The sequence below is a fragment of the Niastella populi genome (assembly GCF_002078015.1).
Taxonomy (GTDB): domain Bacteria; phylum Bacteroidota; class Bacteroidia; order Chitinophagales; family Chitinophagaceae; genus Niastella; species Niastella populi.
In genome coordinates, this window is record NZ_LWBP01000123.1 from 81,926 (window position 1) to 95,104 (window position 13,179).

At 47.1% G+C, this 13,179-nt stretch carries 9 protein-coding genes; 3 read left to right on the top strand and 6 right to left on the bottom strand.

Features of this window, described 5'->3' with window-relative positions; all coding sequences use genetic code 11:
- Positions 1–4: 4 nt before the first annotated feature.
- The 5 genes from A4R26_RS11935 to A4R26_RS11955 all read right to left on the bottom strand — a co-directional run bounded on the left by A4R26_RS11935 (position 5) and on the right by A4R26_RS11955 (position 7,148).
- Positions 5–607 (bottom strand): RNA polymerase sigma factor, encoded by a 603-nt coding sequence (locus tag A4R26_RS11935; RefSeq protein WP_165760240.1) that lies wholly within the window; start codon positions 605–607, stop codon positions 5–7.
- Between the two features lie 225 nt (positions 608–832).
- The gene (locus A4R26_RS11940; RefSeq protein WP_081164006.1) at positions 833–1,138 is read right to left on the bottom strand and encodes a YbaB/EbfC family nucleoid-associated protein; all 306 of its coding nucleotides are present in this window, start codon (positions 1,136–1,138) and stop codon (positions 833–835) included.
- 168 nt (positions 1,139–1,306) lie between these two features.
- Positions 1,307–2,833 carry a RagB/SusD family nutrient uptake outer membrane protein gene (locus tag A4R26_RS11945; RefSeq protein ID WP_081164007.1) on the bottom strand — a complete coding sequence of 509 codons (1,527 nt, stop codon included), beginning with the start codon at positions 2,831–2,833 and terminating at the stop codon, positions 1,307–1,309.
- A 23-nt stretch (positions 2,834–2,856) separates the two neighbouring features.
- On the bottom strand, positions 2,857–6,237 hold the full coding sequence (locus A4R26_RS11950) for a SusC/RagA family TonB-linked outer membrane protein (RefSeq protein ID WP_081164008.1): 3,381 nt from the start codon (positions 6,235–6,237) through the stop codon (positions 2,857–2,859).
- A 38-nt stretch (positions 6,238–6,275) separates the two neighbouring features.
- A complete protein-coding gene (locus A4R26_RS11955) occupies positions 6,276–7,148 on the bottom strand; it encodes a hypothetical protein (protein WP_081164009.1) in 873 nt (290 codons plus the stop codon).
- Positions 7,149–7,492: 344 nt separating this feature from the next.
- Here A4R26_RS11955 and A4R26_RS11960 point away from each other — a divergent pair, with 344 nt between their 5' ends.
- Both A4R26_RS11960 and A4R26_RS34610 read left to right on the top strand, forming a co-directional pair.
- Positions 7,493–8,149 carry an SDR family NAD(P)-dependent oxidoreductase gene (locus A4R26_RS11960; RefSeq protein WP_081164010.1) on the top strand — a complete coding sequence of 219 codons (657 nt, stop codon included), beginning with the start codon at positions 7,493–7,495 and terminating at the stop codon, positions 8,147–8,149.
- Between the two features lie 44 nt (positions 8,150–8,193).
- A complete protein-coding gene (locus tag A4R26_RS34610) occupies positions 8,194–8,778 on the top strand; it encodes a TetR/AcrR family transcriptional regulator (RefSeq protein WP_165760241.1) in 585 nt (194 codons plus the stop codon).
- A gap of 28 nt (positions 8,779–8,806) precedes the next feature.
- On the opposite strand, the gene namA is transcribed toward A4R26_RS34610, so the two are convergent.
- On the bottom strand, positions 8,807–9,871 hold the full coding sequence (namA, locus tag A4R26_RS11975) for an NADPH dehydrogenase NamA (protein WP_081164012.1): 1,065 nt from the start codon (positions 9,869–9,871) through the stop codon (positions 8,807–8,809).
- Between the two features lie 368 nt (positions 9,872–10,239).
- Here namA and A4R26_RS11980 point away from each other — a divergent pair, with 368 nt between their 5' ends.
- A complete protein-coding gene (locus A4R26_RS11980; protein WP_081164013.1) occupies positions 10,240–13,140 on the top strand; it encodes an IPT/TIG domain-containing protein in 2,901 nt (966 codons plus the stop codon).
- The last annotated feature ends 39 nt before the right edge of the window (positions 13,141–13,179 follow it).

A 13,179-nucleotide genomic window follows, 5' to 3' on the forward strand; every position in this document is an offset into this window, starting at 1 on the left:
GCTTTTACCCCATTTTGCGGTGGATACAAATAGCCAGGACAAGGCAGGCGAGGTCGGCGTGATTGGTGATGTAGGTCCTGATGAACTGAATGGCTTCCGTCATGTGATTGCGTACGGTATTTTTGCTAAGCCCCATTTGAAGCGCAATTTCTTCATAGCTCAGGTGCTGCTCCCTGCTTAACAAATAAGCCGTACGCTTTTGTTGCGGCAGTTCTTCTATAGCCCGGCGGTAAAGTTTGTTCAGTTCTTTTTGCAACAGTTCGTCCTCATTGCTGTTGCGCAGGGCTTCCATATTACGGTACAGGTTCTGCTGAAGTTGCTTATCGAGCTTTACCTTCCTGAAAAAACTGATGATATAATTGTACGTGATCTTCTTTATGTAGGGAGTGAGCGGGTATTCGGTATTTATCTGGTCACGTTTTTCCCAAAGTTTTACAAAAACTTCCTGGGTGGCCTCTTCGGCAATTTCTTTCGATTTTGTGAGTGTGAACGCAAAGGCAAAAATGCGGTCTTTGTACAGGTCATAGATCTCTGCAAAGGCATCGGTATCGCCATTGATGAGCTGCAACAGCAGTCCTTTTTCATTATTTGATAATTCCGATGACACCGGTGTTCCTGTATTTATTGTTAAGTGATTGGAGGTATACTATAATGTACGATGGCAAGGAAAGGTTTGGCGGGCAAAAGATAATTGACAATTATTGATAATACAAATATAATACATTCCGGTTTTTAGCTTAACGGCCTCATCCTGTTCTCCGGCCGGACCCCTCTGCAAAATAAAACAGCGCCCACCTGTGGACGCTGCTTCAAAAATAAGGTACCAATAATATTACATGCCCAACCCGCCTAACATACCGCCGGCAACATCTTTCATTTCCTCATCCCAGGCCTGTTCGGCATTTTTGAGCGCCCGGTTCAGGGCTGTTATCAGCAGGTCTTCCAGTTCTTCTTTTCTGTCGGCCGTCATCAACTGGCTATCGATGGCAATTGTTTTTATTTCCCGGGTTCCGGTCACCGAAACCTTAACAGCGCCATTGCCGGCTTCCCCTTCTATGATCACATCGCCCAGCTTTTGTTTGCCTTCCTGCATTTTCTGTTGCGCTTCCTGCAATTTACTAAACAGATCTCCGAACATAAGTATACGTTTAAGACAACAAATATAAATTATTATTGTATAATCAATTTACGGGCCAGCCCAACAGGAGCAGACCCGTTTTTTCAAACGGGTCTGCAAATACCGGATCTTATAAACAAAATACAGGCTCAGGTTTCGCGTGTTTTCAGGGTTACATACCAGGTTGGTTTAATTATATCCCTCATTCTGGTACATTGTTTCGGGATTCAGTTTGTATTCACTCAACGGAATGGGGAAATAATAATCCTTTGTGGTGACATTGGTCAGGGGTGAATTGTCGAAATCAGCCTGATTTTTCGAACGGAAGTAATTCACCAGTTCCGTTGCATTGAAGAAACGGGTAAGATCGTGCCAGCGATGATGCTCGAAAGCCAGCTCTATCCTTCGCTCATGTAAGATGGCCAGTTTAAGGGTAGGATACTTTGCCGCATAATTTGCATCCAGCATCATGGTAGCATAATCAGGGCGCAGGGCGCGGGCGCGAACCATGTCGAGATATTTTACCGCATTCACGTTATCGTTAAGATACATGTAAACTTCTGCCAGATTTAAGATAATATCGGCATAACGCATCAGGATCCAGTCGTTCCCGCCATAGCCAAGCGTGCCGGCTGCAGCGCTGGCATCCCTGAATTTGGTTATGAAGTAGCCATTGGTGCCGGAAGCAAACTTAACGGAGAAGTTTGTACGCACATCACCCGTCTCGAATTCATTCAACAGGTCTTTTGTAAACAGGCCGCCGGCTCCCTGCGATTTGAACTGGGAGTTGATGGTTTCGCCCACCGCCTGGTTGTTGCGCGCCAGGGAAGAGGAGTAATTGGCATCGCCCTGTTTATAAACGATCTGAAAGATGATCTCGGGGTTGGTTGATTTTTTGCTTACATCGAACACATCGGCAAAAGGAATATCGCTGAGGTTAGCGAACGTTTTCATATTGTAGCAGGCCAGCAGGTAATCTCTCGCATTGTTCAAATTGTCGGTTTTGCCATCGGCCAACACCATTGCCATGGTCAAATAAACCTGTCCCAACAATCCATTGGCCGCCTGTAATGAAACCCGGCCCTTGTTGGCGGCGGATTGTACAACAGGCAGGTTGCTGCTTATCACATCTTTCAGATCGGCAACGATCTGCGCATATACCTTTTCCTTCTTTTCGCGGAATGTCAACGCTTTTACCTGGTCGTTGGTTGTGAGCCGCTCCGTTACCAATGGCACGTCGCCCCATTCGCGCACCAGGTTGAAATACATCAATGCACGAATGAACTTCAGTTCGGCAATGTACTGGGTTTTGGTATCATTGCTGGTAAAGGGAATTTTATCGATCAACGACAAAATGATATTGGCCCTTGAAACAGGTGTATACAAAGCCGACCAGTGCGACCGCAAATAAGTATTACCGGGCACCAGCGAAAAAGCGGAGAACTGAAATGGCTCGCCGTTGTTCGACTGATTATCTGTTGTATTTATATCATCGGCACGGTCATCGGTCCACAGCGCGGCGCCCTCGCCAATACAATTACCGCTTCGCAACGACTGGTATACGCCATATACACCGGCGGCAATATCTGCTTCCGTTTTAAATCCATTATCAACCGAAGCGGCATTCGGGTTTGTTTGCTCAACGAAAGATTTACTGCAACCACCGATGCCCGACAGCAGCAGCGATGCTGCAATTATTAAAACCAGATTACGCATAAATATCTTTTATAGTGATTGTTTTAGAATTGTACCATAATGCCCGTGTTGAACGAACGTACCAGCGGGTATTTTCCATAATCGACACCAGGTGTTGTGTTGGCGCCGTTGTTGAAATCCACTTCGGGATTATAACCGAGGTAGTTGGTTACTGTAAAGGCATTGTCAACCGAAGCATACCAGCGCAAGCCGCTGATGTGCAGTTTTTTGGTAATGCCCAATGCGCCGAGGTTTAAACCGGCCGTAATATTGGTACAACGGAAGAAAGAACCATCCTGCAAATAGTAATCGCTCAACCGGGTGTTGTTGCTTTGTGAACTGCCGCGGGAAGCCCTGTACTCATGCCCGTTACCGGGTTGCGCTTCGCTGCGGTAACGATCGTTCACTACCGAATACTGGTTGCCCGATCCTTCCATATTCCTGATATAGTAGTCCTGGCCGTCAATGACCTTGTTACCATGCGAACCATTAAATGAAGCGCTGAAGTCGATGAATTTGTAACTCGCGCTCAAATTAAAGCCATATGTAAATTTCGGGTATGGGGTGCCAATGATATCCTTATCGGCATCGGTGATCAAACCATCGCCATTATTATCTTGGAAATACAGGTCACCGGGATTCAGCGGCGTAGTGGAAAAGGTTGAAACAGGGAATGCTTTCAATTTATAACCTGCAGGGAATTTATTGCCATTGGCTTTATACACGGCCCAGTCGGCATTTACATTGTCCATATCGCCCTGGCGTACCATACCGGCCACTTTCACGCCATAGAATGAACCAATAGGATCACCTTCACGCGTGATGTGCGTGATATAACTTCTTTCAGCGCCCGCATTCTGGATCTCGCTGGCGCCGCCGAGGCTTACCACCTCGTTCTTATTGGCCATTATGTTACCGCTGATGGTCAGGTCGAAATCCTTCGACTGGATCACTTTATAATCCAGCTGCAGATCGAAACCGGTATTGCGCACTTTTGCATTGCGCAAATTTGTTAAAATGGAAGTACCGCCTGAGATAGCAGAAGTGGGACTGTTCATCAACAGGTCATAGGAGTTACTGATATAGTAGTTGGCAATAACCGACAGGCGGTTACCCAGCGTAGTTACATCAAAGCCAAAATTATATTGAGAAGTAGACTCCCAGCCCAGCGTTCCATCGGCTACGCCGCCGGTCCAGGTACCATTGTATACGGTGTTGCCAATAACCGTACCGCCAGCACCGGTCAAATTCTGTTCATATGCATAGTTCGGAATATTATTGTTACCGGTCAATCCCCAGCTGGCGCGTAATTTCAGTGTAGAGGCAGCGCCTAACCAGTTCTTGTAAAACGATTCATTCGACACGGCCCAGCCTGCAGATACCGAACCAAAGCGGCCCCAGCGGTTCAACGGGCCAAAACGCGAGGAAGCATCGGTACGGAATGAACCGGTCACCGAATAACGCCTGTCGTAACTGTACACCACACGGCCTAAGTAAGAAACCAGCGTTGTAGTTGATTTTGCCGTGGCGCCATTGCTGAGCAATAGGGAGAAGTCGCCGGGTGTGGAACCTACTGCGGTAATTTCAGGCACCAGGTCGTTGGTGAAATTTTTCGCCGCTACCGAAACCGCATCGCTGGTATTTTGCTGGGCCGTATATCCGGCAAGCGCATTCAGACTGTGTTTACCAAATTGTTTATTGTAAGTAAGGGTATACTCAGCCAGCCTGTCCTGAATATCTACATTCTGTGCGGAAGCGTTGGCCGCCTGTGTAGCCTGGGTAGTACCCGGGCCGTTGATACCACTACTTAAATTGGTAGGAAAATAGTATTCATATTTTTCGCGGTACGATTGTGCGCCGATGTTCAATTTAAACGAAAGGTTTTTTATTACCTCATAGGTAGCACTGGCATTGGCAGTGGTACGTAACCCTTTGCGGGTGATCTTTACGCGTTGCGCCAGGGCCAGCGGGTTCTCTATACCCTGAAAGGCATAGGTAAAGCCATCGAACTGTGCGCCTGCATTGGCATAAGACAGCGCCAACGATCCGTCGGGATTATACGCCGGGAAAATTGGCATATACACCAGCGCGCCCAGAATTGGCCCCTGGTTGAAGCGGCCTTCCTGTACTTCACGGTTGTCGGTATTTGTTACGAAAACGCCTGAAGAAATTTTCAACTTCGGCGATACTTCTGCATCGATATTGGTTCTGAAGTTGATGCGCTTCTGGTAAGTACTGTTCAAAATACCGGGTTGATTGAGATAGCTGCCGCTTACCAGGTAACGAATGCCGTTATTGCCGCCGGAGAACGTAAGGTTATGCCTCGTTGCAATGGCATTGTCATATAATACATCCTGCCAGTCGGTATTACGCTTAGGTTCAATTACTTTTTGCGTGGAAAAATCATACAGATCTTTGATGATACAAACAGAACAGTTCGTTTTTGTTTGACCCGCTTTCGTTACGCGGGTATCGTTGTCATCTGAATAAAAGGCATCGTCCCAGGTTATGCCTTTGGAGATCAGGATGTCTTTATAATTGGCATTGCGGCCATTTACAAACAGATCGGTGAACTGGCTGGCATTGAGCATTTTTACTTTTTTGGCCAGCTGCTGGCTGCTTACCTGAAAATCGTAGCTCAGTTTTCCTTTGCCGTTCTTTCCTCTTTTGGTAGTGATAAGCACTACGCCACCCGATGCCCGCGAACCATAAATGGCGGCAGAAGCGGCGTCTTTAAGCACCTCTATCGATTCAATATCTTCGGGATTAATAAAGATGTCATTGCCTGAAGTATTCGGGTTGTAACCGCTGGTTGCGTTGCCACCATTGCCCTGCCGGTGGCTAACGTTACCACTAACCGGATAACCATCGATCACATACAGGGGTTCAGAACTTGCGTTGATAGAACCCGTGCCCCGAACCCGGATCTTAGTGCCTGAATAGGGAGCGCCGCTCACCTGCGATACCTGCACACCGGCCACTTTACCTACGAGCGCCTGGCTGATGGTGGGCGTGCTCAAATTCAGTTCGCTGGCTTTTACGCTGGAAATAGCGCCGGTAACATCGCTTTTTCTAAGCCGTTGATAACCCACAGATACTTCCTCCAGGGTTTTTATATCTTCTTTCAGCTTTACATCGATCACGGTTTGATTTGAAACGGCTACTTCCCGGCTTCCAAAACCGGCAGAGGTAAAAACCAGTTTACTATTGGCCCCGGCCTCTATGGTAAATTTGCCGTTCTCATCGGTCATTACGATCTTTTTCGATATAGGATCCTGCACACTTACCGACTGCAGCGGTTGTCCTTTCTCATCGGTTACCGTTCCGGTAACTTTCGCGGTTTGCGCCAGTACCGGTAAGGATACTGTTATGCACACAATAAACGTCAACCACCAGCGGTGTTTGAGACTGATTCGCTTTCTCATTGTTTAGTTTTATAGTTGAAAAATTCCTGGGCCTGTGTTTACCAATCTATTTTCATCATATTCACATTGTTCTTCCGGGATGAACTAACCGCAACCCCTTTTGTATCGCTGCCGGGAAAAGTAAAACCTTCCAGTTCATCGGCGCTATCTGTATCTATCACTTTTATCACCTGCTGGGTGCCGGTTGCAATTGATTTAATGAAGTCTACATAAGTAAAGCGCCACCTGCGGCCCTCGATCTGGTTTTGAATAAGCACCAGGATGTTCTTTCCGGGGATCCAGTGAAGGTTTTGCACCCAGGGCGTGCAGGTGAACTTTTTTACCATAATGCCTTTCTCGCTTGTTCTTTTGGCTTTTGTCAATAAAGCAGCATCATACAGCCGTACTTCATTTCCTTTATTGCCATAATCGGCGGTGGCCACATACCATTTGCCTTTGTATTGCACATACTCGGGCCGGGTGCCCTGTATACACGCATCGTCTTCTATTGTATTTATGAGATTGCCGTCCAATGTGCCGGTGGTCAACAGGCCTTTCCAGTTCACACAGTAGATCATGGCCTTCCATTTTGTACCGGCCGCATCGAGGCGAATGCTGTTGCCGATGAATACGGGCATATGGGCATTGTAAGCGATACCGGTAGGATGGTTGATGACATCGGCGCCAGCTTCCGTAAGCCTGTATTCTTTATTGCAGTAAACCAACGAGTCGCCACTCAAAGCGTATTCGCGTATCATTCCTACCTCCCGGTCGCCATACAAAAACAGGCGCCCTTCCTGGTACGATACGCCCTGGCAGGCGCCCAGCGAATCAATGGTAAGCACTCGATCAATTTGCATCTTCAGGTTCGCATGCCCGCCCGGTAGCAGCATCATGCACTGGCATACGATAGCCATTCCGATTATTTTCATAAACAGGTAATTTTAGTGGCAGTAAATCGCTTCAGGATTAAGAATCCGGTTATATAGTAGTGGTATACAGGTCTTTGGGAACGATCGCAAAGCTGGTTAAATCGAATTAACTTAGTATCAACATGATATTATGCAATTATTAAATACGCTAAACTTTTTTGCACGGCCAACTTCAACAATAAGGCTTTTAAAATTTCCTTAACGCAAAAACCTGCAGGCCGGGTCTTACAAAACGATCGCCGCTTTAACAAACTATTGGAGCAAATCATTTGGAACGAACGTTCCATTCCTTGTAACTTTGTGTTTGGAATGAACGTTCCAAGGTAAATCTAAAAACGACTTATATGAACAAATTCTCGGAACAAACGGCTTTTATCAGCGACGGCAGCAGCGGAATAGGCCTGGCGATAGCCAAAGAATATATTGCAGAAGGCGGCCATGTAATTATCACCGGTACAACGGAATCGCTTGGGAAAGTTTTGCCTGAACTGGGTTCAAACGCTAGCGGAATAGCGGCAGACACCTCGAACCTGAAAACCGTTTTTAAACTAAAGAATATAGTTGAGAAGATAGCCCCCACGATCAATATGGTGTTTATCAATGCCGATGCAACTAGTATCGAACTTCCTGAAACGGTAACGGAAGAACAGTTTGAGCAGCAATTCACTTCCATTGTGAAGGGGCCCTATTTCGTCATTCAGCAGCTGTTCCCGTTAATGGCAGAAGGCAGTTCCATTATCCTTAACTCGTCTATCAATACCGGTATAGAAGGCGCAGCTCTTTTTGAAGCCGCACAGTCTACCCTCATCAACTCCCTGTCGGAAAAACTGGCAACAAAGAACATCAGGGTGCATTTGTTCAACCCGGTACTGGCTTCTACGCAATTGCATGGAAAACAGGAATATGATGCCGATCAGTTGGAGCAACTGGCAAATTCAGTTAAATGGATGATCACCTCACGGCATTTAACAGATCCTATGATCATTGCAGAGCTGAATTAAAATTTTTTAAGATCATCTGGAACGATTATTCCAAACTTTACGGCATGCCAAACGAAGTACTGTTCAACGAAGAAGAAGTTTTGCAGAAAGCAACGGTGCTGTTCTGGCTAAAAGGGTATAACGGTACATCGATGGATGAGTTGACAAAGGTCACCGGTTTAAGCCGCTCCAGCATTTATAACAGTTTCGGCACCAAATATAATTTATTCATTAAATGTCTGAATCATTATAAACAACATCAGTACAATAACCTTACGCTGTGTTTACACAAGGCCGGCACACCGCTGAAAAAGATACAGCATATATTCAGGATGGAAATCAACGATCTTATAAAAGATAAGGAAAACAAAGGATGCCTGATCATCAATACGACAACGGAACTGGCCAATCTTGAAAATAACATAGCAGCCTTTGTGAAAAAGAATATGGAGGACTTTGAAAACCTGTTTCAGCAATTGGTAAAAGAAGGCCAGCTGATGGGGGAAATAAACAAAACACTTTCACCACTTGCTGCTGCCAGGCATTTATATAATTGCCTGGTGGGTTTAAAGATCATAGCGCAAACAACCAACGATAAAAGAATTTTAGAAGACATTGCAAAGCTCAGCCTTTCCGTTTTACAAAAATAAGCGATGCCACCACCTTCCTGACCGCAGATTACCATTTCGCTCTTTCGTACTGTACCGGCCACTTAATTTTTTCATTCAACTCATGCGCCGCCTTCAAAGGGAAATAAGGCTGGCGAAGCAGTTCGCGCGCCATAATGATCATATCTGCATCGTCATTCACGAGGATGGTTTCCGCCTGCATGGTAGTTGTTATCATGCCAACGGCTCCTGTAAGGATGCCGGTTTCTTTTTTTATACGTGAAGCAAATGGCAACTGGTATCCCGGCCCGGCGGCGATCTGCTGATGATTCACCAAACCACCCGATGATACGTCGATAAGATCCACTCCTTTTTGTTTCAATATACGGGCCAGCTGAACGCTTTCTTCAAGATGCCAGCCGCCTTCGGCCCAATCGGTTGCTGAGATGCGCACGAGTACCGGCAGATCGGCGGGCCATACGGTTTGCACCCCGGCAATCACCTCCAGCAATAACCGGATCCGGTTTTCAAAAGCCCCGCCATAATTATCGGTGCGTTTATTGCTGAGCGGCGACAGGAACTGATGTAACAGGTACCCATGCGCGCTATGTATTTCTATCACTTTGAATCCGGCCTGCACGGCACGGGCTGCCGCTGCGGTAAAATCGGCAATCACCTGTTGAATACCTTTTGCGTCCAATGCAACCGGCATGGGATAGTTATCGGCAAAAGCAATGGCCGATGGCGCTACTACCGTCCACCCACCCTGTTCAACAGGTACTTTACCCCTGCCTTCCCAGGGAACATTGGTACTGGCTTTACGCCCGGCATGCGCCAGTTGTATACCCGGCACCGTTCCCTGTGCACTAACAAATGAAGTGATCTGTTTCAACTTATCTATATGGTCATCTTTCCAGATGCCGAGATCGAACGGAGAAATACGGGCTTCGGGTGAAACGGCCGCCGCTTCTGAAATAATCAACCCCGCACCGCCTACCGCCCGGCTGCCCAAATGCACCAGATGCCAATCGGAAGCAAAGCCATCAGTTGAGGAGTATTGACACATTGGAGAAACCGTGATCCGGTTCCTGAACTGCACTGATCGTAGCTGAAGTGGGGTAAATAGTTTCGACATATGCCGGCTTGTTGAATATTATCGGCAAAGGTACAGAATACAGCCGAAAGCTATAAGCCCAAAGCTTAAAGCGAATACAGAATACAGCTGCAAGCTTCACGCTGCAAGCTTCAAGCAAATACAGACAGCAGAAAAGAGAAATTGGTAATTAACAGCATCGTTGTTTGCCTGCGGGTGCGTGCTGCCAGGAACATCATCAAACTATCGTGATACCTGCACGCATACCAAATATCTAACATATACACACAACGAATAACGGTTGTTTATAATACCAGTGAAATATTTTCCTAATTATAATCCAATAAGTCGCATACCCTATTGCATAAGCCTTTTCTTCCTTATACTTTTACGGTAATTGTAAACCCTATATGAAGCCAATATCCATTACCCCACTATTAACGTATACCGTTATAGCCAGAAAAAGTATTGTAACCATTGTACTCGTACTGTTAGCCAATCTTGTTTTTGCACAGCCAACCATCAGCAGCTTTTCACCCGTAAGCGGTGCGCCGGGAACTGCTGTTACTATTACCGGTACCGGTTTCAATGCAACGGCATCCGCCAACATTGTATACTTCGGTCCGGTTAAAGGAACCGTTACCGCAGCAACTGCCACTTCGCTTACGGTAACCGTACCGGCAAGTGCAGGACACCAGCCATTTTCAGTTACTACCGGCAATTTCACCGCATATTCAGCCAAACCATTTACGATCGCCATGCCGGGTATGGACCCACTGAGCAGCGATGTACTGAGCACAACAAAGGGAGCCGCATACATTACCTGGAACGATTCAAAGAATGCGCTGGCGCCCATTGACCTGAACGCCGATGGCAAACCCGAGATCGTTGCCACGCAGGACTGGAGCAATTACCTGAACCTTTTCACCAACAACAGCTCGCCGCGCCATATCGGCTTCAGCACCAATATGCCCTACGATATTGGCGGCGCAGGAAAAGATATAGCGGCAGGCGACCTCAATGGCGATGGGATCCCTGAAGTGCTGGTAGCAAAAGAACAATCAGACCAGGTTTCCATTTATGACAATACATTGTCGAATATATATAACACCGGCATAACGGGCGGGCCTAACAGTTTTGCCATCACCGATCTCGATGGCGACGGAAAAACAGATGTTGTAATAGGCTGCCACCGGTCTTCTACCATTGTGGTGTTGAGAAATACCAGTACCGGCAGTACACTTTCTTTTTCAAAACAAAACATTGCGGTGAGCGGCTTCATGAGCAAACTGGCGGTGCGGGATATGGATGGAGATGGCAAACCCGATATTTGCGGAATTATGCCTGACCTTAACGCTTTAGTTATTTTAAAGAACACTTATACCACCGGTAATTTAACTTTTACGACCTCAACTTTTTCTACCGGCACATATCCCGTTCATATTCAACTCGACGATCTCGATGGTGACGATAAACCGGATATTGCTGTATCCAACGCTACCGGCAAAACACTGTCGGTATTCCGCAACAGCAGTGCGTCAGGCACTATAGCGCTGGACGCAAAAATCGATTACACGGTTACCGGTATGCCCACCAATATTTCCATTGCCGATATGGACGGTGATACCAAACCCGACATTGCCCTGGGCGATGCAACCAATTCGTCATTCGTCGTATTTAAAAACAACAGCACCAGCGGCGCTATCGATTTTACCGGTATCACTTTTACCGCAGACATGAGAGCAAATTATATTGTCATAACCGATTTTGACGGGGATGGCAAGAATGATGTAGCCATAGCCGACATCAACTCCAACGCCCTACAGGTATTACGGAACATTACCGGCGAGCCGGAGATCACTTCATTTACGCCACAGGAAGGCGATGGCACTACTACCGTTACCATTACCGGAAAGAATTTCAATAACGTTACCAGTGTAAGTTTTGGCGGAACGCCTGCAGCTTCCTTCATCGTTCATTCATCAACCAGTATTACCGCAATACCCGCCGCTGCCGGCAGCGATGGCAGTGTAGGTGTTACTACGTTGTTGGGATCGGCCTCCAAGAGTTCCTTTAACTTCTTAACGCCGCCAACCATTACCGGCTTTACGCCTTCATATGGTTCAACAGGCGGAACAGTAACCATCAATGGCACCAACTTCCGCGGTGTGACCGAAGTTACGCTGGGCGGTACAAAAGCCACTGTTCAATTTATCAATACCTCAGGCACCAGTATGCAGGTCACCATCCGCAATGGAGCCACAGGCGACGTTGTGGTAAAAACGTTAGATGGCACCGCTTCCAGGCCGGGCTTTACGTATTATGACAAACCCACCATCACCTCATTTACGCCCGCCAGCGGACATTATGGAGATACCATCCTTATTACCGGAACCAATTTCTCCGGTTTGCAAAATGTAACGTTCGGCGGATATGTTTCCATCTATAGAAATGCCGTTTCAAATACCACCATAAAAGCCGTAGTAGGCACAGGGGCAACAGGCGACGTACTGGTAAAAACACCGGGCGGAACCGCTGCCATGGCCGGTTTTATCTGGCTGCCGCCGGCGCCGGTCATTACTTCGTTTACCCCCACTTCAGGAATAGCAGGCACCGTGGTTACTATTACCGGCGACAATTTCACGGGCGCTATGGATGTACAATTCGGCGGCGTTGCTGCTACTTATACTATTGTCAATTCAACAACTATAACCGCAGCCATCACAACAGGCGCTACGGGCGACGTGTCGGTAACCGGGCCAGGCGGTACCGGTACCCTGGCAGGATTTACCTTTATTCCGCCGGCGCCAGCGATCACCAGCGTTAATCCATTGACCGCATTTACCGGTGATACGATAACCATTACGGGCCTTCATTTCTCCAATACTACCCACGTTAGTTTTGGCGGAACGGCGGCCGCTTCGTTCACAGTGGTTTCACCCAATGAAATAACCGCAGTTGTAGGTGCCGGCAACACAGGAAATGTAGCTGTAACAACACCCGGTGGCACAGCAACACAGGCCGGTTTTGTATTTAAGGAACCGCCGCTGATCGTTTTGCCAACCGGCTTAACCGTGTTTCCCAATCCAAACCGGAACCGGAGCATGTTCTATGTGCAACACCCGGTGGCGGCAAACGACTGCTGGCTGCGCGTTGTTGATATGAATGGAAGGGTGATAACTGCAGTGAAAATAGCTGCGGGTACTTATCGCAACCAGGTATTATTATCATCGCCGTTGAAATTGGGTTATTATTATATTGGCCTGCATGGCGCCGGTATACATAAATACACGACAATGATGGTTAGATAAAAGCAATTATTCCCAAAAGAAAAAGGATCGTCAACAGCG

Excerpts from the sequence above, each read along its gene's own strand:
- A4R26_RS11940 (WP_081164006.1), bottom strand. The coding sequence starts at position 1,138 with ATGTTCGGAGATCTGTTTAGTAAATTGCAGGAAGCGCAACAGAAAATG.
- A4R26_RS11945 (WP_081164007.1), bottom strand. The coding sequence starts at position 2,833 with ATGCGTAATCTGGTTTTAATAATTGCAGCATCGCTGCTGCTGTCGGGC.
- A4R26_RS11950 (WP_081164008.1), bottom strand. The coding sequence starts at position 6,237 with ATGAGAAAGCGAATCAGTCTCAAACACCGCTGGTGGTTGACGTTTATT.
- A4R26_RS11955 (WP_081164009.1), bottom strand. The coding sequence starts at position 7,148 with ATGAAAATAATCGGAATGGCTATCGTATGCCAGTGCATGATGCTGCTA.
- A4R26_RS11960 (WP_081164010.1), top strand. The coding sequence starts at position 7,493 with ATGAACAAATTCTCGGAACAAACGGCTTTTATCAGCGACGGCAGCAGC.
- A4R26_RS34610 (WP_165760241.1), top strand. The coding sequence starts at position 8,194 with ATGCCAAACGAAGTACTGTTCAACGAAGAAGAAGTTTTGCAGAAAGCA.
- namA (WP_081164012.1), bottom strand. The coding sequence starts at position 9,871 with ATGTCGAAACTATTTACCCCACTTCAGCTACGATCAGTGCAGTTCAGG.
- A4R26_RS11980 (WP_081164013.1), top strand. The coding sequence starts at position 10,240 with ATGAAGCCAATATCCATTACCCCACTATTAACGTATACCGTTATAGCC.